Genomic DNA, 25,465 nt, shown 5'->3' on the forward strand with positions numbered 1-25,465 from the left:
GACCTCTTGCTTTTCGCATCTGCGGGCGCACATTCTGCCCTATGTCAGATCGCGATCCCATCTGCCCGCTGTGTGACCGCCCCATCCCAGACGGAGGCGGCAGCCTGCACCATCTGATCCCAAAACTCAAAGGGGGCAAGGGCGGACCTACGGTTTTGCTGCATATCATCTGCCACAAAGAGGTCCACGCCACCCTGTCCGAGGCCGAACTGGCCCGCAGCTATAACACGGTCGAAACTCTGCGCACGCATCCCCGACTTGAGAAATTCCTGAGCTGGGTCCGCAAACGCCCGCCCGGATTCCGCTCGAAAGTTCCGGGCAAGCGACGCGGGCGATGATCAAGCCGGCCAGACCCGATCACCAAATGCATCCGCAAGGGGCGTGTCGATCCCTTCAAACTCCAACCCGCGGTAATCAGGAACAGGGGCAAACTGGGCACCAGCGAGGTGCTGAAACTCCAACGTCGTATAGGGGCGTTTCCAAAGCCATTCGCGGTTTTCCACGGACCATAAATCCGCGTTTGGCGGAGTATCTTCTGAAAACGCATAGAAATGCAGATCGAACCCGTACTGTGCCACATCCTGCATCGACAGTAAGCGCATGCCCTGCGCGCGGCAAAACGCATCTTCGGCCGTGATATCGCCAGTACGCAACGTGATCTGCCCGATCCGCGCATCAGCAAAGGGCGCGTCGGGGCTTGCGGCATTGTCTGGCCGGTTGCCTTCGAAATCATGCTGCAACACTTCGATCACAAACCCTTCGGGGTCTTGCAGGTGGCACAGGTAACCGATGTCCAGAAACTGCTTGGGGTCCGAAACCTCGACCCCTTTGGCGCGCAGAGCGTTAACCGCCAGATCGACATCCGGTACTGTGACACCGATCTTCCAATACCGTTGCCCGCGGTCGTGACTGTACCCGCCGCCGCCGGGCATCAGGACCAGGTCAGCATCCAAACCAGTATACCCCACACGCTGACAAACCCCCTGAGAACGCGCGGACATGCCCAGCGTATCACCGTAGAACGCCGCCAACCGGTCAGGATCGGCAACACGCAACCTTACAGCAGACAGCCTCATGGGCACAGCGCCGCGATACCCGCGGCAGTTTCCGGGTCGGCGGCCAGGCTGTCCGCAACCAGTTCCAAAGCTGTTGGCATCAATGCGTCCGGCTCGACCACGCGGTCGACAAGACCGAAATCATAGGCGTCCTTGGCGGTGATCTTTTGCCCGGCCATCAAGATCATCTTCGTACGCGATGGTCCGATCAGAGCCGCCATGCGACCGGGATCGGACGGTTGCGGCAGAAAACCCAGCTTCATTACCGGATAGAAAAACTTGGCATTCGGCACCGCAATTCGGATGTCGCAGGCCAGCACCATGCCATTGGCCCCACCGGCCAGTGTTCCGTTCAGTGCAGCGACGGTCAGACAGGGCAAAGCAGCTATGGCCCCTGAAAGCCTCTCCCACAGATCCGAAGTTGCAAGACCGGCCCGCGCTTCGTCCAGATCAGCGCCCGCACTGAAAACCTTGCCGTTCCCGGTCAGGATCAGAGCGCGGGCATCGGTTGCCGCCTCGGCAATCTGGCAGAGTTCGGTTAGCATGGCCCCGGTCAGCGCGTTGGCTTTGTCGGGATTGTTAAGTGTAACGGTCCAAAGACCATCCACCTGTGTCAGTTCGATCACGTCAGACCTACCCTTTTTCGAATGTCTTCCCGCCGCAGGGAAATCTCGGTGCCCAAAAACTCATCGGCATCCTGTGAACACATCCAAAGCAACGCCCGTGCGGGCCAGTCGGCCGGGATATGATCGCTCCAATCCAGTTGGCTGACCGCGTTTATGCCGCTGGCCTTAATCACCCGCTGCATTTCAGTGGCCACAGTACCCGGCGAAAGGCCCATAGCGCGGATGCCGTGCATTGATTCCTCAAGATGCAAGCACTCCGTCAGCATCTTTGCCCCCGCTTTCGAGGCGCAGTAGTGACTCCATGCTTCAATGGCGTTCGAAGCTGCACCGGATGAGACAGTGATCACCGTACCGCCCCCAGCAGCTCGCATGACCGGCAAGGCCGCACGCATACCATGGAAAACGCCTTTAAGGTTTATGTCTATGGCATTGCCCCACGCATCTGCATCCGCATTTCCGAGGTGAAAGATCGGATCAATCACCCCTGCATTGCCGATCAGCACGTCCAGCCCACCAAAGCGATCCACGCAATCGGCAATGGCTTGCTCGACCTGCGAAAACACGCTGACATCGCTTTGAAGCGCGATCGCGTTGTCCCCAAGTTCCGAAGCCAGTGCAGAAATCTGGTCCCGGCTGCGCGCCACCAGCGCGACATTCGCCCCGGCTGCGGCAAAAACGCGCCCCGCCTCGGCCCCAATGCCGCGACTGGCCCCTGTGATCAGTACGGTTTTTCCTTGCATGTGGACCCTGTACCTCCGTTGTTTTGAGATTGTGTGAACGTCTACCGCGCGAAGGGGGAAAGGGTCCAGTCCTTGCCCCTTGACGCCCGCCGTCACAGACACGACGATGCCTGTAAAATTGATCAAGAAGGGTTCTATAATGTCCGTTTTCCTTCACCGCAGCTGCGGTGCTGTATTGGCCTATGCCTTAATCTCTCAGGGGGCGCTGGCTGATGTCACCGCGCAGGATGTCTGGGATGATTGGAAATCCTACCTGACCCAAATGGGCTATTCTGTGGAAGCTCAGGAAACCGCAGACGGCAATGTGCTGACAGTCACCGATATGACCATGACGATGGCTCTGCCGGAAGAGGATGGATCCTTTGACATGGTCGTCCCTCAGATGACCCTGACCGAAAACGGAGACGGCACCGTCAGTGTAGACGTCCCCGAAAGCTTTCCGATGACCGTGAAGGGTGATGGCAGTGGCGAGACCTTCTCGACCGAAATCCTATACACCCATACCGGCCTCAAGATGGTTGTCTCGGGCTCGCCCGAGGATATGACATATGACTATTCGGCTGGCTCGATTGGGGCCAAGTTGGATGGGTTTACCGTAAATGGCGAAGAAATGCCCGCGGACGCGCTGGCCGTCAGCATCGCATTGAACGACGTAAGCGGAAGCTCGCGGATGAAAATCGGTGAGAACCGCGATGTTGACCAGAACTTTACAGCCGCCGACCTGACATACGGGCTGGTTTTCAACGATCCCGAAAGCGGTGAGACGGCCAATGTGGACGGTGCGCTTCAACAACTCGCGTTTGAAGGCACCACGGTCATTCCATCAGATTTCGACGTCGCTGATCCGCAGGCTTTCTATGATGCCGGCTTCGCCTTTTCCGGCCGCTTCACCTACGACTCAGGCAAATCCGCTTTGGCGGGAACCAGCGAAGGCCAAGCGTTTTCACTGGGAAGCGAGTCCCAAGGCGGGCGCCTAGCCGCCAGCCTGGACGCACAGCGCTTGGCGTACGACATCGAACAAAACAGCACCAAAGTGGCTGTGACTACGGCAGACCTGCCGTTCCCGATCGAAGTCGCGATGGAAAATGCGGGTTTGAAATTTGAGTTCCCGGTCCAGGAATCTGAAGAAATTCAACCCTTTGGCTTTGCGATGAACCTGACAGACTTCACTATGTCTGACGTATTGTGGAGCATCTTTGACCCCGCAGGCGCTCTGCCTCGCGACCCGGCAACAATTGCGCTGGACACGACCGGTACGGCGAAAATCCTGACCAACTTTTTTGACCCCAACGCAGTTGAGACACTTGCCCTGTCCGATACCGCACCGGGCGAGCTGCATTCGATGAAGATCAACGAATTGTTGATCTCGCTGGTGGGAACCAAGCTGACCGGCGATGCCGATTTCGCCTTTGACAACGCAAACACCGAGGCTTTCGACGGCCTGCCCACGCCAAAAGGTACTGCGAACCTGCAGCTTGTCGGCGCGAACGGGTTGATCGACACGCTGATCGGCATGGGGCTGATGTCGGACAGCGACGCATTGGGTGCCCGCATGATGATGGGTCTTATGGCGGTTCCGGGCGAAGAACCTGACACGCTGAACTCCAAGATTGAATTCACCGAAGAGGGCCAGATTCTGGCGAACGGCCAGCGTATCAAATAACCATCGAGGGAAGGCTTCTGTCGGGGCCTTCCCCTTTACCTGCGGCCGACGCGCCGAAACAGTACAGACCCGCCACTGCTGACGCGCTGATCATAGGCGAACCCAAGGGCGGACAGGTGGTCGAAACACGCTTTTATCCCGCGCAGACCGATCTTGCGGGTGTGCACCTCTAGATAGACCTTGTCCACATTCGCCAGATTGGCTCCGTCGAACAGGTACTTCTCGCCGCCTTCGATATCGACAATCAGAACATTGGCGTCGAAGTCGCCAAGAATTTCTGACAAGTGCCGTTCTGGCACGCTGACCTCTTGTACATACTCGGGTTTCGGATCCAAAGAAGACGACCAGAACGGATCACGAATGTAAAACGTCGACATCCCCAATTCGTGCGAGTCCGCCAGCGCGACCGCATTCAGCACTTCGACCCCTTCAATTCCGTTCGCGGCATGGACGCGGCCGATAAAGTCGCACAGGGTTGGGTTGGCCTCGATGCACATCACGCGACGAACATTCAACTGGGTTGCCAGATAGGACGAGATGAACCCGATTCCGGCCCCAAGCTCGACCACGCGGTCCTCGGGATCGATGAATTTCGGCAGGCCGGTCACCTCGTCCTTCTCGTACCGTTCTGCGCGGATGGATCGTGCAACCTGAGGCGTGATGACATCCGGATCATTCGGTATCCGAACCCCACGCAACGAGAGAAGATCTTGCATAAACTGCCCTGCCCGTTTGCCCTGCGCCAACCCGTGCAGAGCCTTCGTTTCGCAATCAGGTTTAGCCCATGCCCCAGTCCTTAGCAGCCGGTTTTTTGCTGAAAACCAAAAGTTTTTGCACCCTTCACGCAGCTGCTATGGTCCTGATCCACCCACAGCCCTTGCGGGACAAGCTGTCCAAGGCTAGGTCCAATACAACCATACCGGAGGTTTCATGACCCGCACGCCCGAAGATATCAGCCAAGATCTGCTGGACGCCGCCCGCAAGGCCGGAGCAGACGCTGCAGACGCCATCGTACTTGACGGGTCATCCGTTTCGGTCGAAGTCCGCGGCGGAGCGTTGGAACATGCGGAACGCTCGGAAGGGGCTGATCTGGGTTTGCGGGTGTTTCTGGGCAAGCGTCAAGCGATCGTTTCAAGTTCTGACAGCCGCCCCGAGACCCTGACAGCCATGGCCGAACGCGCCGTTGCTATGGCGAAAGAAGCACCCGAGGATCCGTTTACCGGACTGGCACGGACGGATCAGCTGGCAGCTGATTGGGATGTAGAGGCACTTGAGTTGTTCGATCCAACGCCCGAGCCGAGTGCCGAAGACTTGCTAAAGGATGCTCTGGCAGCCGAAGCAGCCGCGCTGGCTGTGCAAGGCGTGTCACAAGTATCGGACGCGGCGGCGGCCTATGGGGTTCACCGCGTGCATCTGGCAGCGACCAACGGCTTTTCGGGCGGGTATGAACGCAGCAGCCGGTCGACCTCGTGCGTTGCAATCTCGGGCGAGGGAACCGGGATGGAGCGCGACTATGACGGCGACAGCCGTACATTCCAGTCCGATTTGCGCAGCCCCGATGACATCGGTCGCAGCGCGGGTGAACGGGCTGTGCAGCTGGTCGGCGCGCGCCAACCAGTGACCGGTACGTTCCCGGTCCTGTTTGACGAACGCATATCGTCCTCGTTGATCGGTCATCTGCTGGGTGCAAGCAACGGAGCCGCCATCGCGCGTGGATCTTCGTGGCTGTCCGACTGTCTGGGAGAGCAGGTGCTTCCTGCCCACTTATCCCTGATCGAAGACCCGCATCGTCCGCGCATTGCCGGATCGCGCCCGTTCGACGCCGAAGGACTGCCCACCCAACGCCGGGCTATTGTCGAAAACGGTGTCCTGACTGGCTGGACATTGGATCTGGCCAGTGCGCGCAAACTGGATATGCTCTCGACCGGGAACGCGGTACGCGGCGTGTCTGGCCCACCTTCGCCCAGCAATTGGAATCTGAGCCTGACTCAGGGTACACAAAGCCGCGAAGACCTGCTGCGTGACATGGGCACCGGGCTGCTGGTCACGTCGATGATCGGGTCCACAATCAACCCAAATACTGGCGATTACTCGCGCGGGGCCTCGGGGTTCTGGATCGAAAATGGGCAGATCGCCTACCCGGTCAACGAATGTACCATTGCGGGCAATCTGCGCGACATGCTCAGGCGGATCATTCCGGCAAATGACGCACGACCTTACCTGTCGCGCGTTGTGCCGTCGGTTCTGATCGAAGGGATGACACTTGCCGGCAACTGACCTGCAACTGCTGATCGACGCTGCGCTTGAGGCCGGAAGGATCGCAACGCGGTACTCTGGCACAACTGCGCAACGCTGGGACAAACCCGACGGAGCCGGCCCAGTTACCGAAGCCGATCTGGCCGTGAACGCAATGCTGGAACAACGCCTTCCCTTTGCGCGGCCCGACTACGGTTGGCTCAGCGAAGAAACCGAAGACTCGCAGGCGCGTCTGTCCAAAGATCGCGTGTTCATTATTGACCCGATCGACGGCACCCGCAGTTTTGCGGAAGGATCAAAAACCTGGGCGCACTCGCTTGCGGTCGCCCAGCAGGGCGAAGTCACGGCCGCAGTGATTTATTTGCCTTTGCGCGACATGCTTTACGCTGCAGCCAAAGGACAGGGGGCCACGCTTAACGGCGCGCCGATCAGGGTGTCCGGCGCCTTGGACTTGGAAACCTCACAGGTTCTGGCCGCAAAGCCAAATCTGGACGCGCGTCACTGGCGCAACCAAGATGTGCCAGACTTCATCCGGACCTATCGTCCGTCTTTGGCCTATCGACTGGCGCTGGTAGCACAGGGGCGGTTCGACGGTATGCTGACCCTACGCCCGAGCTGGGAATGGGACATCGCCGCCGGAGATCTTATCATTCGCGAGGCCGGAGGAGCCTGCACTGATCGCACTGGAGGCCTATTGCGGTTCAACAACCCGAATCCGCGCCTGAACGGGGTCATCGCTGCGGGGCAGCGGATTCACACCCAATTGTCGGAAAGACTGGCTCCGGAAGGCCCAGGAATACAGGCATGAGCAAACCGCGCTCTCTTAGCCTTGCAGCCTATCGCGTTCTGTCCTGGGGCGTTCCAAACGGGACGGACAAACCCTACATCCCGCGCCCCGAAGGTGAGCTGATCTGGATACATATCGCCTCTCAGGATCGCCAGCGCGTGGTCGAGGGCTTCTGCCAACGTCTGCGCCAATCCCGTCCCAACCTGTCGGTCTTGTTGACTGCGCCCCCTCAAGCTGACCTGATCCGTTGGGATGCAAGCAGCCATCCTTTGGTCAATCTACCGTCCGAACAGACTGGTGCCGCACGAGAATTTCTGGATCATTGGCGTCCCGACCTTGGTCTATGGGTCGGTGGCGGGTTAATGCCCAACGTGATCACCCGCGCTGAAGAACGTGGGCTACCCCTGATTCTGATCGAAGCCGAGATTGATATCCACGTGGCACGCGGCGCACGATGGTTGCCCGACATCACACGATACACCTTTGATTGTTTTCAAACAATTCTTGCCACATCACCCGAAACAGTTCGACACATTCGCAGGCTCGGCGTCCCGGCCTCCAAAGTCGACACGGCCCCGCCGTTGCACGTCAGCCCCAATCCAAGTCCCTGGCCCGAAGATGAATTGATCGAAATGACGCACGCGCTGTCCAGCCGGCCAGTGTGGTTGGCAACCTGGGTTCAGGACAAGGAATTCATCTCGGTCCTCAGCGCGCACCGCCAGGCAATGCGGATGCTGCCGCGCTTGGCTCTTATCCTACATGTCGCCGACATGTCCGAGACCGAACCACTGCATCGCAGGCTGCTCTCGATGGACCTTAGATGCGTCAATTGGGACGACGGAGGGACAATCGAAGATACAACACAGGTTATACTGACATCGGACCCTGAAAATCTGGGTCTGTGGTATCGTCTGTCACCCGTAGCATTCATGAGCAGCTCGCTTGAACGGGGTGCGGGTGGGCGCGATCCGCTGACAGCAACTGCTCTGGGATCCGCGGTCATTCACGGACCTTTCGTGCATCGTCATCAGCAGCTATATGATCAGCTAAACAGAGCAGGTGCGGCTAGATTGGCCCGCACCGCGACCGAACTGGGCGATGCAGTGGTAGAACTTCTGGCACCTGACGAGGCCGCGAGAATGGCTCTGGCGGGTTGGGAAATCGTGTCAGAAGGCGCTCCGCAAACGGATCACCTGATCGAAATTGTACAGGACAGTCTGGACCAGCGGGGCCAAGATCATGCGAGCACCTGATTTCTGGAATACTGCGCCGGACAAACCGTCATTGGCGGCTCGGCTTCTGTCGCCGCTTGGGCACCTTTATGCTGCAGCAACCGCTCGCCGCGTTGCAAGCGATCTCGGCTTTGCCCCCGGTGTGCCGGTTATATGTGTCGGTAATCTGAACGCAGGCGGCACTGGCAAAACGCCTACGGTCATCTGGATGATCGAACAACTGCGCGACGCCTGGCATCAGACCCATGTGGTCACCCGCGGCCATGGCGGATCGCTGGACGGGCCGGTTCGCGTCGATCCCGGCAAACACACCGCAGCAGATGTTGGCGATGAACCGCTTTTACTGGCGGCATTCGCCGATGTTTGGGTCGCCAAAGATCGCGCCGCCGGAGCAAAAGCCGCAGCCCAAGCTGGAGCAACGGTTATTGTGCTGGATGACGGGTTTCAAAATCCCTCGGTCGCAAAGGATTTCTCGGTCATCGTTGTGGATGCGGAACGCGGGTTCGGGAATGGCCTGTGCCTGCCCGCAGGCCCGTTGCGCGAACCGGTCGACGTAGGACTGCAGCGGGCCGATCTGGTTTTGTCGTTGGGCGACGCAGATGCACAGGCCCAATTCTCAGACCGTTGGGCAGGGGATTTAACTGTTCCAAATGTCACCGGTGCGGTCGAGCCTCTGCAAACGGGTATGGACTGGAGCGACACTCCCGTATTGGCGTTTGCCGGTATCGGACACCCAGAAAAGTTCTTTGCTACCTTGCGCAATCAAGGCGCAACACTCTTACGGGCCGAAGCCTTGGACGATCATCAGCCGTTGACCTCGGCGTTGATGACCCGCCTGGAAAACGAGGCACGTTTGTTGGGCGCTCAAATGGTCACAACGGAAAAAGATGCTGTTCGTTTGCCCGCCGCCTTTCGCAGCAAAGTAATAACGTTGCCCGTCCGTTTGCGTGTCAATGAGGCCGATAACGTCAGGCAGATGCTACTTAAAATCGCACCGTCGCCGTAGGTAGCGGCCGGCCCTAAGACCGGCCAACCCATATTAACTGCCCAATTCAGCTTCGATCAGCTTCTTGAACTCGTCATATGACTGGTTGTCGACCTTTTTACCGTTCACGATGAACGAAGGTGTCGACTGGATACCATCCTTTTCGGCATTTTCCTGATACCAAGCGACCAGAGTACGCGCCCGGTCTCCGTCCTGCAGACAGGCTTCAAGCTGATCGTTGTCGATCCCTGCCAGACGCCCGATCTTGCGCAGTTCATCCACGATTTCAGCAGGACCGCCAGCGCGCGTCCATTCGGACTGGCCTTCATAGATCAGGTCCGAGATGCCAAAGAATTTATCGGGTCCGGCACAGCGCGCGACCATCGAGGCCCACAGGCCGTAGCGATCGAAGTAAACCTCGCGGTAGGTGAACTTAACCTTACCGGTGTCGATGAAATCCTTCTTGAGCTGCTTATACGGCCCTTTGTGGAAATTCGCGCAATGCGGGCAGGTGTAGGATGCATATTCGATGATCTCGACCGGTGCGTCCTCGGCCCCCAGGGTCATCTCGACGATGGTCGAGGTGTCCAGCTCGGCCTCTTGCGCCTCGGCGCTGCCGATCAGCGAAAATGACGCGTTCGGTGACGACAGCAAAAAGCCGCCTGCGGCAATGGCGACGGCCGCGCAAATTCCGGTTGCAATACGGCTCATGAATCAGCCCTTTCTCAGCGTTTTTGTTTGGATAGAACGTTACGGCCCAGACGTTCAAGGGCTGCACGCAGATCGCCATCATGGACGCCTTGCGCTGCCCGGTCCGCCTCGGCCGCGATTTCCGGTTTCAGTATGGGTTTCGCCGGCTTCGCTTTGTGATCGAAACTGGCCTGCCCCTCGGCAAATCCTGTCGGAGCGGTCTGGGTGATACGCACCCGGCTGATGGCGTTATAGCCGTAAACCGCGTTCACCTTGCCGCGCAGCTGTTCCTTTTGCATCTCAAGCATCGGTGCCTGCGGGCCGGTAGTCAGCACAGTCAGCGTCGCCCCCATGCCGCCCTTACCATAGCCCACATTCACAGGCCGCGCGATGGCGGCCATATCCTGTCCCACGATCTCGGCCCAGTGAGTCAGGATGCGCGACACGGCAAACCCGCGGCTTTCGCCCGCACGCCTGATCTGCGTATTCAGCAATGTCGCGGTGCGTTTGAACCCGCGGGTCGAAGAACGTCTGCGCTGCATCTGGTTTCCAACTCCTGCACCACTATTGTAGAGGGCAGAACACCGGGCGCCAGCGAAACCCGACAGGGAGATGATTAAAAATTGCGTGACACAGGCGAATTTGACGTCAGCAGCGAATTGCTGGGCTGGTACGACCGCCACGCCCGCCAGATGCCGTGGCGCGTCAGCCCCACAGATCGGGCCGCCGGGGTGCTGCCCGACCCCTATCGTGTCTGGCTGTCCGAAGTGATGCTGCAACAGACCACCGTGGCCGCCGTGCGCGACTATTTCATGCGGTTCACGACGCGTTGGCCCACGGTGCAGGCGCTGGCCGCAGCCCTAGATGATCAGGTCATGGGCGAGTGGGCCGGCTTGGGATACTACGCCCGCGCTCGCAACCTGCTGAAATGCGCCCGCGTGGTGGCGGACGAACATGGCGGTCAGTTCCCCGACACCTACGAAGCTTTGCTGACGCTGCCCGGCATCGGCCCTTATACTGCCGCCGCTATCTCGGCCATTGCCTTCGATCGCCCCGAGACGGTGCTGGACGGCAATGTCGAACGTGTCATGGCACGGCTGCACGACATACACGATCCCCTGCCCGGCTCAAAACCGCAGCTGAAAGACAAGGCCGCCGCACACACCCCGCAGGCCCGACCCGGAGATTATGCTCAGGCCGTGATGGATTTAGGCGCAACGATCTGCGCGCCAAAATCTCCGGCCTGTGGAATTTGCCCTTTGCGCGAACCCTGTCGGGCCCGCAAGGCCGGAACACAGGCGGACCTGCCGCGCAAAACGCCAAAGAAGCCAAAACCAACGCGATACGGCCATGTTTACATCGCCCAGCGACGAGACGGGGCCGTTTTGCTAGAACGCCGCCCCGACAAAGGACTGTTGGGCGGAATGCTAGGCTGGCCTGGCTCTGATTGGTCCGACGCGCCGGTCGAAACGCCCCCTTTTGCTGCCGATTGGCAAGTTCTGCCTGCAGAGGTGCGCCACACCTTCACTCATTTTCATCTGATCTTGCGCGTCTGGACGACCGACCTGCCAGACGACACGTCGCCCGACGGTCTGATAATCTTAGACAAACACCAGTTTCGCCCAGGTGATCTGCCAACGGTAATGCGCAAGGCGCACGACCTGTGGCGCGGTCGATAACGCGTTGTACAGCGATTCGAACTGTGGCTAGACTCGCCTCAATCTCTGCGGAGCCTGATACATGATCGCACCAGACATCCTGTCCCGATGGCAATCAGCCCTGCCGTTCTGGGTTTCATTCCTGCTAATCCCACTGATCTGGGTCACTGCTGTTCTAGGCGGGTGGTGGGTGGTTTTGGTGCCACTTTCAACATGGTGGGCCTTTGCCGCACTGGATAAGCTAACCGGGCTGGAACTAAGCAACGCCGACCCCGACACTCCCGACACTGCGCTGCACTGGCATATCCTGTTGACCAAAGCGTGGGTGCCGGTTCAGTTCCTGACCCTGTTCGGGTTGATCTGGTTCGCGACACATACAAACCACCTGTCCACGGCGTCCAAGATCGGGCTGTTCTTTGGCATGGGCGTAATCTCGGGCACGATCGGGATCAATTACAGCCACGAGCTGATGCATCAAAAAGGCCGGGCTGAGCGCTGGCTGGGGGATATCTTGCTGGCGATGGTGCTGTATTCACATTTCCGATCGGAACACCTGCTGGTCCATCACCGCTTTGTCGGCACCCCCCGAGATCCTGTCACCGCCCGATATAACGAAGGCTTCCATCGCTTTTACCCTCGTGTCCTGTGGCAATGCCTAACTTCGGCCTTCCGCGCCGAGCGCGAAAAGCTGGCCCGCAAAGATCGCCCGTGGACAGACCGCGCAAACCCGTTCTGGCGCTATTGGGCGTTGCAGGCAGGAATGCTGCTGCTGGCCCTGCTGATCGGAGGTCTTTCCGGCCTTGCCTTGTTCCTGATTCAGGCCGGCGTTGCGATCTGGCAACTGGAGCTGGTGAATTATGTCGAACACTACGGCCTGACCCGGAAACACTTGGGCGAGGGCAAATACGAGCATGTCCAGCCCCGCCACTCGTGGAATGCCTCGCAAAAGGCGTCGAACTGGCTGCTGATCAATCTACAGCGCCACTCGGACCACCACTACAAACCCAACCGCCGCTTTCCCCTGCTGCAACACCATTCACAGGACGCAGCGCCGCAATTGCCCTACGGCTATCCCGTTATGACTGTTGCCGCCATGATACCGCCCCTGTGGAGGCGCGTTATGAACCCCCGTGTCAAGGCATGGAGGCGGCAATACTACCCCGAGATAACCAACTGGACGCCCTACAATAAGTCGCGAAACCCGTTGCCCTCCGCATGACCGCAGCGCGCTCCCGCGCGCTGCCCGGCCCAACAGTCTTTAGGGCATCTTTGATGCCGTACAGACTGGCGGGAGCACCTACATCACCCAAATATCCATCGGATGCTCTACACCCCGCACGCTCTGACCTGTACGTCGCACAAATCCTTCGGTCAAAGTCGCAGCGTTTGATCCTTCCTCGGAAAGCTGGGCACAAACCTCGTCACTCAGCACCACTTTGACGTCAAAATCGCGGGTCAGCGCCTCTAGTTTTGCGGCCACGTTCACCGCATCGCCTATGACGGCAAATTCCAACCGGTTCGCCCCAATATCTCCCAATACGACCGAGCCGTAATGAACACCGATCCCAACCCGTATTTCCGGCTCGCCCAGCCGCCGTCTTTCAACATTCCAACGGTTGATGACCCCCACCATGTCCCGCGCGCAAGCCACAGCATTACTGGCGTCCAGCGGCGTGGGCACCGGAGTTCCGAACGTGGCCATCAACCCGTCCCCCAGATACTTGTCCAACGTGCCGTGATGGCGAAACACCTCGGTCTCCATCCGGGCATGAAACCCGCGTAGGACTTCGATCACTTCATATGGATCGCGCCCGGCCGCGTATTTGGTAAACCCAACGATATCTATGAACAAAACCGCGACATTTTCCTTGCGTACCTGTTTGAGCGGCTCATCATTTTGGCTCAGCTCTTCCACCACATTGGGCGAAAAATAGCGCGACAGGTTGGCGCGCTCCCGCTCCAACCCGGCATTTGTCATCAACAACCGGTTCAGCCGTCGCATCGAGATACCCAACGTCACGGCAACCATCACGAACACAATGACCTGCTGAATGCGCAGCGACGGCATAAAGCTGTTTGGGTCCATGAACTCGGCCACGTCAGGATAGCCAGCCAACGCCTGAGCAACCCGTTCGCTGAGACCGGGTATCGGAGTCGCAACCCACCACGCAACGATCCAGCCAATAGTCCACATCATCGCAGTCCACGACCCGATTGCCACAACTGTCCGCCAGGAATAAGCAAGTGTTCCCGCCGCCAGAATAATGAAGAAATACTGAAAGTTATCGAACCTGTACTGCATGGCCAGTGGCCGGACGTCGTCGCTGAACGGGTTCGGGATGATCATGCCCAGCGTCATGATCAGAAGATCCACAAAGATCAAAAGCAGTTCGACCCGCGATTGCCCGACACGGCCCGCACGTCGGATGAACCAACCGTTTGCGCAGATCAGCAGTAGAATGAAATGATACCACATCACCTCCCACTGGGGATTCAGAAAGACCAAAAGCACACCGGTCAGTCCCATCGCGACCCAACGTGCGCGTACGGCCAGTTCCAACCCTTCGCGCTTGTGCTTTTCCAGCGCGGCCTCGGTGTATTTGTTGTCCAGATCGTAGCTGTCTGGTTGTGTCACAAAAAACCGGCCAAACCGGGATTCGCTGGCTGTGGTATCCGACATGGCTGAGGCTCCCTCGGTGCGCGGCGGGCTATATCGAATTCATACCGAAATGGGAATGTGATGAAAACAAAAGACCCCGCCGAGAACGGCGGGGCAAGGCTTAGTGCCTTGTGTCAGGCCACAGGCACCGGCGGTATTCAGTTGTGCATTTCAGCCCGGATCTGCTGGCGCAGCACGTCGATCGGCACGGTCTTGCCGTCGCGTTTGAAACACCAATAGGTCCAGCCATTGCAGGACGGCGCGTTTTCCAGATGCGCCCCCACCTGATGGATCGAGCCTTTGACGTTGTCGCCCACCAGCGTGCCATCGGCGCGCACCTTGGCCTTGTGACGCTGGTTCATGGAATACAGCTCTTCCCCCGGACGCAGCATGCCGCGTTCAACCAACTGGCCGAACGGCACGCGCGGCTCGGCGCGTTTGCTGGCGCTGACCTCCAGCGCCTCGCGGTCGAATTTGCGAACCTTGGCGATGCGCTTTTCGGCGACCCTGCGATAGCTTTCCTCGCGTTCGATGCCGATGAACTCCCGCCCCAGCATCTTGGCAACCGCGCCGGTCGTGCCCGTACCAAAGAACGGATCCAACACCACATCGCCCGGATTGGTCGAACCGACCAACACGCGGTGCAGCAGCGATTCAGGCTTTTGCGTCGGATGCGCTTTGTCGCCGTTTTCATCTTTCAGACGTTCATGACCGGTGCAGATCGGCAGCACCCAGTCGCTGCGCATCTGTACGCCCTCGTTCAACGCCTTCAGGGCCTCGTAATTGAACGTGTATTTCGCGCCTTCACGCTTGGACGCCCAAATCATCGTCTCATGCGCGTTGGTAAAGCGTTTGCCGCGGAAATTCGGCATCGGGTTCGATTTGCGCCAGACGACGTCGTTCAGAATCCAGTACCCAGCATCCTGAAGGGCCGAGCCAACGCGGAAGATGTTGTGATATGAACCAATTACCCAAATCGCACCATTGGGCTTCAACAGGCGATGCGCTGCTTTCAGCCATTCGCGCGTGAACTGGTCATAGGCCCCGAAGCTGGAAAACTGATCCCAGTGATCATCAACCGCATCCACCTGAGAGTTATCCGGGCGGTGCAACTGACCTTTCAGCTGCAAATTATACGGCGGGTCTGCAAAGATCAGGTCAACCGACGCCTCGGGCAGACTGTTCATCACATCGATGCAGTCTCCGGATAGAATCGTGTTTAAAGGGAGCGCTTTTGCGCCCTTTTTGGTGGTTATGGTCATTATACTGCCTCAAGTATCCACGGCGCTTTTGCGCTCATTTGGTTGAGACAAGGATGAGTCAAAGACGAATCGCCGTCAATTTCTTTTTTGAATCAGCAGCTTACGATTTACTCTTGATACAAGATATTGTGGACCGGTTTGAACGAACGTCTATGGTGTGGGGTCACACCAAGATTTCGCAACGCTTCGCGATGCATTTTTGTCGGATAGCCTGCATTCGACTCCCACCCGTAGCCGGGATGCTGTTGCGCCAAATCCACCATCGCCTGATCGCGCCAGTTTTTCGCAAGGATCGATGCCGCTGCAATTGAGACCGACCGCCCATCCCCCTTGACCACCGCCTGCGCCGGGATCGACAAACCGCGCGGAATCATGTTGCCGTCGATCAGCACATAATCCGGGGGCGGGTCCAAGGCGGCCACTGCGCGCTCCATCGCGATATGCGAGGCGCGCAAGATGTTGTGTGTATCAATCTCGGCAACTGTGGCCTGGGCCACCGCAAACTCGGCCCGTTCACGTATTGAAGTGTCCAACGCAGCGCGACGCTTGTCGGTCAGCTTCTTGGAATCGTTCAGCCCCTGCGGAATGTCCCCAGGGTTCAGAATCACTGCAGCAGCAACCACGGGTCCGGCCAAGGGGCCCCTACCCACCTCATCCACGCCCGCGATCCGCACATACCCATGGGCTTTGGCTGATTGTTCGATGTCATAATTCGGAGTCGTCATCCTTTCTGGCAAACCGTGTTTCGCCACCGTCCGCAACAAAAAAGAGAGGGCAGCTTGCGCCACCCTCTCCTGCACGGCGCTTCTGTGGCGCCGCTCCTACTCGAAAACGGTTACTGGTAAACCACGCGGTACCCATGATGGCGCAGGCAGGCGGGCTCGTAGGCGCGCTTGACCTTTTTGCCATTCCAGAAACCGACTTTGCACTCTTGCGGCAGGCTATTGGTGTATTTGTAATACTTTTTCAGACAACGCGGCCCCAAAAGCGCATGTTGAGGCGAGTAACGTTCGTACGTCCGCAGGCAGTGTTTCGGCAGATCATACTTGGCCACGCGGTGGGGCAGCGGGCGAACCGGGTGATGTGGGTGAACCGGCTTGGGTGTCTGAACGTGCGAACGATGACGACGGTCACGGTCTTTGTCTTTTTCTTTGTTGTAGTAGTGCACGCCGGCGCCAATGATCGCGATGGCGGCTAGGCCACCCAGAATGTCCTTGGCATCTGCGGCCCGCGCCTGCGACACTGAAACACCTGTTATGGTGATGGCAGTTGCTACGATCAGGGCGATGAATTTCCGATGCATGGTGCTTGTCCTTTTAGTGCTGGGGCGATCCGTGAACGATCGCGAATTCGTTGCACCGACAATGAGGACGCCCCCCTCAGACAAGCAATAACGGGCAAATGTTATCGAATATCAGGACACCAAAACCCCTTGGGTTATTGAATATCAGGCCAAGCCATGCGCAGGATGCGGCCTATGAAACAGATCCTATCTTTCTTGGCTGTTCTGGCCCTGATATCGGTCGCAAGCTCTGTGGCAGCGGCGGATTGTTATGCCGATTACAAGGCAAAACAGGACAACCCCCTGCGCCTGCACTACGGGGTGATGCAACTGTCGGCCTGCGACAAGGGCAAGGCGACCCAAGAAGTGTCGCAACGGCTGCGCGGGTCGGGCTGGACCTTGCTGAACGTGATGTCGGTGTTTGGGCCGGAAGGGCTGGGTAAAAGGAAGGCAAATGCCGGACAATTCTATCTCCGTTACTGAGGCCCGACGATCCGGAGTACGTCTGGTCGGCGCAGGAATTGCAGCAATCGTATTGATTCTGGTGACGGCCGCCATCTTCCTATTCTGGACTCTGCCCGACGCAAACGCCTTTAACGCCCGCGTCGAACGATTGTTTGTCGAAAGCGATCTGACCGCGCAGACCGAAATCCGGCTGCTCGAGATTCTGGCCCAATCGGGCACGGCGTTTGCGGATACGCTCTCAAGCTATCGGATGGTGATTTTCGTGTTGTTGGTGTTCGCCAGCGCGATGCTGGTCACCGCGCTTGTGTTTCTGGTCATGTTGGTTTTGCTGAACCGGCGCATGGCCCAGATCGAACGTACGGGTATACAAGTTACGTCCCTTTTGATCAGCCGCGAAGAAAACACTGTTTACCTCAACAACATGGATTTCAAACTGACCCCTGCCGCGATGGAGACCTTGTCTGTTCTGGCTGAATCCCGGCTGGATGACGAGATGCTGTCAGGCGCTCAGATTGAGGCTGTGATTTCAGGCAAGGATGCTGCCGATTGCGACGAGGCCGCGGGCGCGACACGGATCAAACGGTTGCGGGATGCGTTGGGCAATCAGATGGTCAGCGAGTTGCTGGTCAAGAACATCGCCAAAAAAGGGTACATGCTGTCCATCGAGAAAGACGTCATTCAGATGGTTTGATTGCTCGGTTCACGCTCTCGAAAAATGCACCGCGCCCCTTGGAATAACTGCGCAAAAGCCCCATCCTTTAGGAACCTGTGCCAAGGAGGTTACCTATGAACGTCCACGCAGCACCACAGTCCAGTGGCTATGGAATCACTGTCGAACGATTGAATGGCTTGGTCTCGGTATACCGGGGTGACATCCTGCTGGCGCAAAGCGCAGACGCCAAGGTGATGTACGAAACACGGTTGCCGCCGATGATCTATATCCCGCGCCAGGATGTTCTGATCGACCTGAGCGCTGAAACCGATCTGCAAACCTTCTGCCCGTTCAAAGGCACCGCCACCTATCAGGACGTGTTGCTGCCGGGTGAAACCTTGGCAAGCTCAGTCTGGGCTTACGAAGATGCCCTGCCTGAAAGCAAGATCATTCAGGGCCATATAGGGTTTGCATCAACCGCTTATGATCGGATGGATTTGGGCGATAACCGGCTCAAGACGCCAGATGACGGCAATATCAGCGGCCCGCTGATCGACTGGTTGATGCGGGGGGCCTCGGACATCAAGACGTCCGAGGAGTTTACCAAGGCGCTGGCAGAAAAGATGCTGGAACACGGGATCGCAATTCAGCGGCTGAGTATTCTTGTCTGGTCACTGCACCCTTTGATCGCAGGCAAACACTACATCTGGGAAAAGGACAAAGACGAGATTTCGACCAATGTGCCGACCTACGAAATCCATGATCATCCCGCTTACATCAACAGCCCACTGCGCCATGTTTCCAATGGGTTGGGCGGTGTACGACAACGCCTGAATGATGAGAACCCGCACAATAGCTTTCCCATTATTGAGGATCTGCGCGCCAAAGGTGCGACCGATTACGTCGCCATGCCGCTGCCGTTTTCTGACGGGCGCACCAATGTCATAACGCTGACCTGCGACCATCCGGATGGCTTCACCACCGAGAATCTGGGGCTGGTATTCGAATGCTCCTCGGTCATCGCGCGGTTCTACGAGGTGTTCATGCAGCGGGAAAACGCGCAGGTCCTTCTGGAAACCTATGTGGGCAAACGCTCGGGCGCGCGAGTGCTGGGCGGTGAAATCCGGCGGGGTGACGGGGACGAGATTGATGCGGCGATCATGTTCTGTGATCTGCGCAACTCGACCAGCCTTGAAGAACGGTTGGGGCGGGAAACCTACATCAGTCTTCTGAATGATTTCTTCGAAACCGTCTCAAACATCGTCCATGAGAACGCAGGTGAAGTCCTGAAATTCATCGGAGACGCGGTTCTGGCTGTCTTCCCCGCCGGGGAAGATGCCCAGTCGGCACGTGACAATGCGCAGAAAACGGCTGTGCAAATAGTCGAAAAGCTGGGCGAGTTGCGTCAATCGGGATCAGACATTCATTGTGATTGTTCGATCGGCGTGGCCTTTGGGCGCGTGACTTACGGCAATGTCGGGTCGCGTGAACGGCTGGATTTTACAGTGGTCGGCCAAGCCGCCAATATTGCTGCACGCCTTGGGGAGTATGGCAAAACAGTCAATCACCGGATCGTGGTTTCGGCCGATATTGTTCCCGCATGTGCCGACGCTATCCCACTGGGTGATGTTAAGCTTCACAATGTGTCGAAACCGGTCGAGTCCTATGCGCTGCGAACGGCTGCTGACGCCGTCCTGAACGGCTGAAACCACAGTTCCTGTTTGAACGGGTTTCGATTAATCCTGCTGGCGTGACGCCAACGGCTAACCACCCAGCAGGATCAGGGCTGTTTGCGCTGGCGAGATCGTGCTTTGCAGCTGGGAAATCTGACTTCGAGCCAAGTACCTGTCCGTCAATTGGTCGATTGCAGATTCGTCAGTGAACTGGCTCAGATCTTCTGATCCTGTTGCACGAGACAGCCGGTCTTTGAACACCTCTAACTGCCGGTCCAGGTCGAGTTGCGCGAAACTGGACGGCAAACCAAGCGCTGTTTCCATCATGCTGCGCAACGGAGGCAAACCCATCAGATCAAACCATTTCGTATCCGCGCTTGTGTCTTCCGCCGCGAGATCAGCCAAAGCATGGCGCGCATAGAGCGAAATACGCATCGTATCGTCGCGTTCTCCAACGGCAACTTCGAACCGCGAGACAACATTGTCGCGCGCAATGTCTTCCATGAACGTGACCAGGCCAGTGCGTCGAATTTCACCTGGGCCCAAACCAAAAGCTTCGGAAAACTCTCGGTACCGGCCATCTGCCAGCCGATTGGACAAGGCGTCATCCGCGCTGGTGCCGTCCGACAATATCTTCTGGATGAAGTAGCGATTATTGATATCACCCTCCAGTCCAAACGCACCCAATGCAACCTGAAGCAACCGTCGGTCTGAAACCAGATCCTCGGCGGTTTGCACTTTGCCAATGTTGTCCAAGAAGTATTGCGACTCACGCTCATTGACGGCAGACGATGCAAAGCTCTCGATCTGCGCGTCATAAGTGCGCTGCAGAAAACGCCAGCCAACAATGCCGCCAGTGGGAATGACCGGCTGGAATGTCATTGCTGATAGGCCATCAACCGTTCCTCACGCGGCAACAGCGCACGCAAGGATTTGAGACATTTGTAATACTGCTCGGTCAGTAGCGCTTCGGTTGCTTCAGCCAGAACCTTGCGACTATCTGCGTCGGTAAACACCTGGCTCAGTTCCTCAACCCGGCGCAACAGCTGTTGGCGGGCGTCTCCCGGCTCCATATCGCCCGACAGGACAAGCTGGGCGGCATAGCAAACACGGCGGACAGGTGTATTGACCTCATTCGGGTGAATTGCATCGCGCAAACGCAACACATTCGCCTGTGGGGTCATGATCGAAAATCGGCTTCGACGATCGCCATTTTCAACGACTACCCCATTGATTAACACTCTCTCTTTCGGGGCGAGTTTTAGAACAAGTCCTCCCATCAGGCAGTCCCCCTCTGACGGAGACCACGCAGTACGGCCATATTGATCTCGAGCAATGGCTCAACACTTGCCTTGTTGCCCAGAACCTGGCTGCTGTGTTGTTCGGTAAACTCGGCCAGATAGAAAATCCGGGCGCGCAGCTCGTTTGGTAGCGCGTTGTCGGAATCTGTGACACCACTGGCCAGTACCGTCCACAGGCGGCGGTTTTCGTGCAACGCGTGAACGAATGCCCCAAAATCCGATTTCTGGCGCGCAGCCGCTGCCTTAAGGCGATGTGTGATCTTTGAAATCGCCTCATACTCGGTGTCTCGCGGTGTGCGGGTCGGGGCGGCGGTTTGTGCATACGCACGCTGTGCAAGAGTTTGCGGAGTCACTTGAAATCCTTCCAATAGGCCGTCTGCGGGCGATCAGGGACGGGGCGCGAAACCACGCCCCGTCCAGGTTCCTGAACTTAACGGAACAGCGACAGGATTGACTGTGGTGCCTGATTGGCGATCGACAGCGACTGGGTGGCCAGCTGCTGTTGCACCTGCAGGGCCTGCAGACGGGCCGAGGTCTCTTCCATGTCGGCGTCAACCAGCGAACCGATACCGGATTTGAACGAGTCCGCCAGGTTCGAAATGAACTCTTTCTGGGTTTCGATCCGGCCCTGCGACGAACCGAAGGCCGCCGAGGCATCAATAGCCGTGTCGATCAATGTCTCAATCGTGCCCAGAGCGGCGGTGGCACCGGCACCGGTGGACACATCAATCGAAGACAAAGCACCCAGACCACCAGAACCAGCATTGGCGAACTGACCACTGACAGTCAGGTCATTGCCACCGGCATTGGTGAAATCGAGTGTACCTGGCGTGCCGCTGTCATAATCCACGGTCAAACCGGCGACACCCAACTCGTCTACTTTGCCTTTCAAAGCAATGGCAACGATGTCAGCCGTTGTTGTCGCTGCAGCATCATCAGCGGTCACGGTATAGGACACGGTCTTGTCGCCAACAGTAAGGCTAACGCTGTCTCCGGCCGCAAAGGCGGCGGCGTTTTCGGCGATTTCAATCTGTTCGTTACCGCCACCATTGTCCAGCGCGATCGCGACAGTGTCACCGTTGGCCGAGGCACCCGCTGAGCTGCCCGAGAAAATGTCATTGGCCGTATAACCCCCAACCGACAGATCCTGCCCCGTGACGGTAATGGAAGAAGCCGTAACAGCGCCCGTCGCGTCACGATCCAGCGAAGCCAGAATAGAAGCTGAACCAGCCGACCCGTTAACCAGGTTAAGCCCGTTGAACTGGGCCGCTCCGACAACAGCGGTGATCTGATCGCGCAGCGCGGTCACGTCGTCGTTGATCTTGCCGCGATCCACGTTGTCTTCCTGCGCCGCGACGATCTTGCCTTTCATCTGGTTCAGCAGGTCAGTCACGGTTTCCGATGCGTTCCGCGCCACCGCGACAGTGGACTCACCCAAGGCGAGGCTGTCTTTGATCGCGTTGAACCCTTTGACGTCGGATTCCATGACTTTCGAGATTGCCCACACAGCCGAGTTGTCTTTGGCCGTAGCAACATCTTTACCGGTCGAGATCGCGTTCTGGGTCATCGCCAGGTTCTTGTTGACCGATTTCAGGGTCTGCAGCGCAACCATTGCGCCATTGTTGGTCAGAATGCTGGACATAGCTTCTTCCTTTTTTCGTATGGGCCCTTTGCGCCCGTGCTAACCCCGCACCACATGCGGGCTTTAACGTCTTTCTGATCATTGCGATCCGCCGTCGGGCTGTTCGCGCCACCTGCTGTTTCAGATGCCCGACCACCTTTGCCGCCGATCCCCTAACGGAGTGCTAAAACCCAAACGCGGAAAAATTCGGATTTGAATCAAACCGACATCTAGGCCCGTTTTTCCAGTTTCGGGTGACTACGCACCGCGAAGCCATTGCGTTGCCCATCAGCCCCGTAAGTGCTGAATTCCTGACGCACCCGGCGCAGTTCGGCCATGCGCGCGGCCACAGCGCGAATCCCATCCGCCGCGCTGTTCAGTAGTGCCTGGTTCCGCTCGACCTTTTTTTGCACGCGAATCAAATCCTCGCTGTCGAACACATCCAGTTCGTTGATCGCCCCAATCAGTTTTTCCTTTGCAGGGACCATATGATTAAGGCGATCCAGATCACCTTCGATCAGAGCAGAGCGCTCCAGATCCAAAACCTCTTCAAGAGACTGCACCAGATCAGGTTCAGATTTTGTCGGCATTGGTTTTCTCCATCATGGACCGCAAAAGAATTTCTGAAAGACCAACGCCACCGGATTCGGCCAACTGGCGTGCTTGGTGCTGAACAAGAAAAGATGAGAACTGGTCTTCGCCCGCACCGCCACCAAAGGCTTTGCGCGCTTCACCCAACCCTGCCGACTTGAGCATTTCCGAAAGAAACGCTGCCTCAATCTCGACCGCGGCAGAGCGCAGCCTGTCGGATGTGGTGGGTGTTTGATGCGTAGGTAAGATCGCAGAGATCTGCATTGTTTTCTCCGAAATTTACGTCGAACTTTCTTGATCAAAGGCGAAAGCGGTTAAAATAAACGTAACTTCCTGCAGGCAGATTTCGGGTCACACAACCGGAGTCGGAGCAAAATGCCCAACCCTCTTACAGCGGCGATGTCAGCGCCGACCACCCATGCAAAAGGCAACCAGAACGCGCAGGAACAGCCTGAACAGAAAGAGGCGGGTTCGTTTCAATCCGTTCTGGACGAGCAAACAGAAACAACCACCGATGATGACGAAACGCCGGATGTTCCGACGCCAGAGGCTGAGGCGGTACAACATGAGCTGCCCATCAGCGACGAACCTACAGATGCTGAGCCTTTGCCAACTGACCAATCAACCTCGTTGGCCAATGGCAATCCTGAGGTCCGACCAGATCGCGCCATTCTAGTTTTTGGGAATGCACTAGCGCCGGATAAACCGGCGGTCAGGGGCGAGGCGGCGGCTGCCATCATCGTCAAGTCGGATAAACCAATCCAACATTCCGGCCGTGTCGCGTCTGATCTACCGCATGTTTCACCGACCAAGACTCCCGTGCCCGTAGCGCCTGACGTTCATCGGGCGGTGAATTCGACATCACTGGCCCAAGCAACTCAAACGTCCAAACCGCCGGCACCGGTTCTGTCAGAAAATGCAGCCGATCCGAATCTGGTCGAGCCAGTTCAGGACGCTCCGGCCGCGCAGCCACGCACGTCAATCAATACAGCAACCAGCCTTGTTCAAATGCAGATCATGGCGACAGAAAAAAACCCTGTTGTCCCCGACGTTTCTGCCACACCCGAATTAGACGAAATCTCGGCTTTCAAAGATGTATCACCCACATCCTCAGCCCGAGATACGTTGGCAGCCGCGCAAGCTTTAACCGCATCTGCCCGCGCCGAGACGGCCCGCGCCGTCGCGGGTCAAATGGCTGCGGCAATCCACGCGCGCCCGCAATCAGGTATGATCGAAATCGCTCTTAACCCCGAAGAACTGGGGCGTGTTTCGATCGTCATGAATGGCCGCGACGATGGGCTGCATCTGACGATCGCCACCGAACGCCCCGAAACACTGGACATGATGCGGCGGCACATCTCGTTGCTGGAGGCCGAGTTCAAGTCCCTTGGACTGGGGGATTTGTCTTTCGATCTCGGGACTTCGTCTGACACGGGATCGGACGAACAGAACGACGCGCACACTGCGGCATCAGAACCCGAACACGCGACCCAAGCGCAACCAGACCCTTCGGCCCGACCAATAATTGGCACCCTAGGGCGCATCGACATAAGGCTTTAACAATGATCACTCCTATTCAATCTGCAACTCAACCCGGTAACACGGCACAGACCACCGCACCTTCGGTTTCATCCGGGCTGGCCTCGGATTTTGAAACCTTCTTGCTGATGCTTACGGCTCAAGCAAAGAATCAGGACCCTCTTGAGCCGTTGGACTCGACGGAATACGCCTCGCAACTGGCGCAGTTTTCGATGGTCGAGCAACAGGTCCAGACCAACGACCTTCTGACTGGTCTGGCCTTGTCGATGGGCAACGTGGATATGGGCGAGCTTGCCAGCTGGGTCGGGATGGAAGTCCGGTCACCGGCCGCGTTCCGCTTTGATGGCCAGCCCGTTACTTTGCTTGCGCAGGCCAGCGCGGCGGCGGACAGCGCCGTCACGGTCATCCGCGACAAGGACGGGGCAGTGATCGACCGCATCCCCGTTCCGACCGATCAGGCAGAGTTCGAATGGGCAGGCACAGACGGTACCGGCACGCCCCTGCCAACCGGCTCTTATTCGGCCACTTTGGAAAGCTATGACGGCGAAGAGCTTGTGTCACAGCAGCTGGCCGCGGTCTACAACCGGGTGGTGGAAGCACAAATTGGAGAGGGTGCTGTCCTTCTGACCTTGGAAAGCGGGCAGGTTGTGCCGGTTGGAGACGTGACTGCAGTCAGAGCGGGCGCTTGATCTAAGAGGCGAGACAGGCCAAAGGTTTGCAACCCTCGA

29 protein-coding genes are annotated in these 25,465 nt (G+C 57.8%); 13 read left to right on the forward strand and 16 right to left on the reverse strand.

Annotated features, from left to right (window positions below):
- Nucleotides 1-41 precede the first annotated feature (41 nt).
- A complete protein-coding gene (locus AC2FF7_RS10870) occupies nt 42-338 on the forward strand; it encodes an HNH endonuclease (RefSeq protein WP_170355396.1) in 297 nt (98 codons plus the stop codon).
- Here AC2FF7_RS10870 and AC2FF7_RS10875 read toward each other — a convergent pair whose 3' ends face one another.
- The 3 genes from AC2FF7_RS10875 to AC2FF7_RS10885 are packed head-to-tail and all read right to left on the reverse strand — an operon-like array spanning nt 339 to nt 2,421.
- Nucleotides 339-1,076 (reverse strand): VOC family protein, encoded by a 738-nt coding sequence (locus tag AC2FF7_RS10875; RefSeq protein WP_496905631.1) that lies wholly within the window; start codon nt 1,074-1,076, stop codon nt 339-341.
- Complete coding sequence (locus AC2FF7_RS10880; protein WP_496905632.1) at nt 1,073-1,681, reverse strand: enoyl-CoA hydratase/isomerase family protein; 609 nt, start codon at nt 1,679-1,681, stop codon at nt 1,073-1,075. Before AC2FF7_RS10880 ends, AC2FF7_RS10875 begins: the two co-directional genes overlap by 4 nt.
- Nucleotides 1,678-2,421 carry an SDR family oxidoreductase gene (locus AC2FF7_RS10885; RefSeq protein WP_480866490.1) on the reverse strand — a complete coding sequence of 248 codons (744 nt, stop codon included), beginning with the start codon at nt 2,419-2,421 and terminating at the stop codon, nt 1,678-1,680. The genes AC2FF7_RS10880 and AC2FF7_RS10885 overlap by 4 nt, the downstream gene beginning before the upstream one ends.
- A gap of 139 nt (nt 2,422-2,560) precedes the next feature.
- Here AC2FF7_RS10885 and AC2FF7_RS10890 point away from each other — a divergent pair, with 139 nt between their 5' ends.
- Nucleotides 2,561-4,084 carry a DUF2125 domain-containing protein gene (locus AC2FF7_RS10890; protein WP_480866492.1) on the forward strand — a complete coding sequence of 508 codons (1,524 nt, stop codon included), beginning with the start codon at nt 2,561-2,563 and terminating at the stop codon, nt 4,082-4,084.
- Between the two features lie 35 nt (nt 4,085-4,119).
- Here AC2FF7_RS10890 and AC2FF7_RS10895 read toward each other — a convergent pair whose 3' ends face one another.
- A complete protein-coding gene (locus tag AC2FF7_RS10895) occupies nt 4,120-4,800 on the reverse strand; it encodes an FkbM family methyltransferase (protein WP_496905633.1) in 681 nt (226 codons plus the stop codon).
- 214 nt (nt 4,801-5,014) lie between these two features.
- Between AC2FF7_RS10895 and AC2FF7_RS10900 the strand changes: the two genes are divergently transcribed.
- The 4 genes from AC2FF7_RS10900 to lpxK are packed head-to-tail and all read left to right on the forward strand — an operon-like array spanning nt 5,015 to nt 9,365.
- On the forward strand, nt 5,015-6,361 hold the full coding sequence (locus tag AC2FF7_RS10900) for a TldD/PmbA family protein (protein ID WP_480866495.1): 1,347 nt from the start codon (nt 5,015-5,017) through the stop codon (nt 6,359-6,361).
- Nucleotides 6,348-7,148: an inositol monophosphatase family protein gene (locus tag AC2FF7_RS10905; protein WP_496849464.1), complete on the forward strand. Its 801-nt coding sequence runs from the start codon at nt 6,348-6,350 to the stop codon at nt 7,146-7,148. Before AC2FF7_RS10900 ends, AC2FF7_RS10905 begins: the two co-directional genes overlap by 14 nt.
- The gene (locus AC2FF7_RS10910; RefSeq protein ID WP_496905634.1) at nt 7,145-8,380 is read left to right on the forward strand and encodes a 3-deoxy-D-manno-octulosonic acid transferase; all 1,236 of its coding nucleotides are present in this window, start codon (nt 7,145-7,147) and stop codon (nt 8,378-8,380) included. Before AC2FF7_RS10905 ends, AC2FF7_RS10910 begins: the two co-directional genes overlap by 4 nt.
- Nucleotides 8,367-9,365 carry a tetraacyldisaccharide 4'-kinase gene (lpxK, locus tag AC2FF7_RS10915; protein ID WP_480866500.1) on the forward strand — a complete coding sequence of 333 codons (999 nt, stop codon included), beginning with the start codon at nt 8,367-8,369 and terminating at the stop codon, nt 9,363-9,365. The genes AC2FF7_RS10910 and lpxK overlap by 14 nt, the downstream gene beginning before the upstream one ends.
- A 33-nt stretch (nt 9,366-9,398) precedes the next feature.
- Here the strand turns inward: lpxK and AC2FF7_RS10920 are convergent, their stop codons facing one another.
- Nucleotides 9,399-10,055 carry a DsbA family protein gene (locus tag AC2FF7_RS10920; protein ID WP_480866502.1) on the reverse strand — a complete coding sequence of 219 codons (657 nt, stop codon included), beginning with the start codon at nt 10,053-10,055 and terminating at the stop codon, nt 9,399-9,401.
- Between the two features lie 14 nt (nt 10,056-10,069).
- A complete protein-coding gene (locus AC2FF7_RS10925; protein WP_480866504.1) occupies nt 10,070-10,576 on the reverse strand; it encodes a DUF721 domain-containing protein in 507 nt (168 codons plus the stop codon).
- A gap of 81 nt (nt 10,577-10,657) precedes the next feature.
- On the opposite strand from AC2FF7_RS10925, the gene mutY reads away from it, so the two are divergent.
- Both mutY and AC2FF7_RS10935 read left to right on the forward strand, forming a co-directional pair.
- A complete protein-coding gene (gene mutY / locus AC2FF7_RS10930; RefSeq protein ID WP_480866505.1) occupies nt 10,658-11,713 on the forward strand; it encodes an A/G-specific adenine glycosylase in 1,056 nt (351 codons plus the stop codon).
- 61 nt (nt 11,714-11,774) lie between these two features.
- Nucleotides 11,775-12,911: an alkane 1-monooxygenase gene (locus AC2FF7_RS10935; RefSeq protein ID WP_480866507.1), complete on the forward strand. Its 1,137-nt coding sequence runs from the start codon at nt 11,775-11,777 to the stop codon at nt 12,909-12,911.
- Nucleotides 12,912-12,989: 78 nt separating this feature from the next.
- Here AC2FF7_RS10935 and AC2FF7_RS10940 read toward each other — a convergent pair whose 3' ends face one another.
- From AC2FF7_RS10940 to AC2FF7_RS10955, 4 genes are all read right to left on the reverse strand, one after another.
- Nucleotides 12,990-14,372, reverse strand: coding sequence for an adenylate/guanylate cyclase domain-containing protein (locus tag AC2FF7_RS10940; RefSeq protein WP_480866509.1), 1,383 nt, complete (start codon nt 14,370-14,372; stop codon nt 12,990-12,992).
- A 137-nt stretch (nt 14,373-14,509) separates the two neighbouring features.
- A complete protein-coding gene (locus AC2FF7_RS10945; protein ID WP_170355411.1) occupies nt 14,510-15,613 on the reverse strand; it encodes a site-specific DNA-methyltransferase in 1,104 nt (367 codons plus the stop codon).
- A gap of 107 nt (nt 15,614-15,720) precedes the next feature.
- On the reverse strand, nt 15,721-16,365 hold the full coding sequence (gene rnhB, locus AC2FF7_RS10950) for a ribonuclease HII (RefSeq protein ID WP_496905659.1): 645 nt from the start codon (nt 16,363-16,365) through the stop codon (nt 15,721-15,723).
- An 83-nt stretch (nt 16,366-16,448) separates the two neighbouring features.
- Complete coding sequence (locus AC2FF7_RS10955) at nt 16,449-16,916, reverse strand: hypothetical protein (protein WP_170355413.1); 468 nt, start codon at nt 16,914-16,916, stop codon at nt 16,449-16,451.
- Between the two features lie 174 nt (nt 16,917-17,090).
- On the opposite strand from AC2FF7_RS10955, the gene AC2FF7_RS10960 reads away from it, so the two are divergent.
- The 3 genes from AC2FF7_RS10960 (at nt 17,091) to AC2FF7_RS10970 (ending at nt 19,718) form a co-directional block, all read left to right on the forward strand.
- On the forward strand, nt 17,091-17,378 hold the full coding sequence (locus AC2FF7_RS10960) for a hypothetical protein (RefSeq protein WP_170355414.1): 288 nt from the start codon (nt 17,091-17,093) through the stop codon (nt 17,376-17,378).
- Nucleotides 17,350-18,051 (forward strand): winged helix-turn-helix domain-containing protein, encoded by a 702-nt coding sequence (locus tag AC2FF7_RS10965; RefSeq protein ID WP_170355415.1) that lies wholly within the window; start codon nt 17,350-17,352, stop codon nt 18,049-18,051. Before AC2FF7_RS10960 ends, AC2FF7_RS10965 begins: the two co-directional genes overlap by 29 nt.
- A 95-nt stretch (nt 18,052-18,146) precedes the next feature.
- A complete protein-coding gene (locus AC2FF7_RS10970) occupies nt 18,147-19,718 on the forward strand; it encodes a DUF427 domain-containing protein (protein ID WP_480866513.1) in 1,572 nt (523 codons plus the stop codon).
- Nucleotides 19,719-19,775: 57 nt separating this feature from the next.
- Here the strand turns inward: AC2FF7_RS10970 and AC2FF7_RS10975 are convergent, their stop codons facing one another.
- The 6 genes from AC2FF7_RS10975 to AC2FF7_RS11000 form a co-directional block, all read right to left on the reverse strand.
- Nucleotides 19,776-20,567, reverse strand: coding sequence for a DUF1217 domain-containing protein (locus AC2FF7_RS10975; protein ID WP_170355417.1), 792 nt, complete (start codon nt 20,565-20,567; stop codon nt 19,776-19,778).
- The gene (flbT, locus tag AC2FF7_RS10980) at nt 20,564-20,965 is read right to left on the reverse strand and encodes a flagellar biosynthesis repressor FlbT (RefSeq protein WP_170754617.1); all 402 of its coding nucleotides are present in this window, start codon (nt 20,963-20,965) and stop codon (nt 20,564-20,566) included. The genes AC2FF7_RS10975 and flbT overlap by 4 nt, the downstream gene beginning before the upstream one ends.
- Complete coding sequence (gene flaF, locus AC2FF7_RS10985) at nt 20,965-21,339, reverse strand: flagellar biosynthesis regulator FlaF (protein WP_170754618.1); 375 nt, start codon at nt 21,337-21,339, stop codon at nt 20,965-20,967. Before flaF ends, flbT begins: the two co-directional genes overlap by 1 nt.
- Nucleotides 21,340-21,416: 77 nt before the next feature.
- Entirely contained in the window at nt 21,417-22,628 is a 1,212-nt protein-coding gene (locus AC2FF7_RS10990) for a flagellin N-terminal helical domain-containing protein (protein ID WP_496905635.1), read from the reverse strand.
- 209 nt (nt 22,629-22,837) lie between these two features.
- Nucleotides 22,838-23,197, reverse strand: a complete 360-nt coding sequence (locus AC2FF7_RS10995; RefSeq protein WP_170355421.1) for a flagellar export chaperone FlgN — start codon at nt 23,195-23,197, stop codon at nt 22,838-22,840.
- Nucleotides 23,181-23,462 (reverse strand): rod-binding protein, encoded by a 282-nt coding sequence (locus AC2FF7_RS11000; RefSeq protein ID WP_480866518.1) that lies wholly within the window; start codon nt 23,460-23,462, stop codon nt 23,181-23,183. Before AC2FF7_RS11000 ends, AC2FF7_RS10995 begins: the two co-directional genes overlap by 17 nt.
- Before the next feature lie 111 nt (nt 23,463-23,573).
- On the opposite strand from AC2FF7_RS11000, the gene AC2FF7_RS11005 reads away from it, so the two are divergent.
- Nucleotides 23,574-24,758, forward strand: a complete 1,185-nt coding sequence (locus AC2FF7_RS11005; RefSeq protein WP_496905636.1) for a flagellar hook-length control protein FliK — start codon at nt 23,574-23,576, stop codon at nt 24,756-24,758.
- 2 nt (nt 24,759-24,760) lie between these two features.
- Nucleotides 24,761-25,426 (forward strand): flagellar hook capping FlgD N-terminal domain-containing protein, encoded by a 666-nt coding sequence (locus AC2FF7_RS11010; RefSeq protein WP_496905637.1) that lies wholly within the window; start codon nt 24,761-24,763, stop codon nt 25,424-25,426.
- The last annotated feature ends 39 nt before the right edge of the window (nt 25,427-25,465 follow it).

Source organism: Ruegeria sp. YTSC325 (assembly GCF_059609525.1).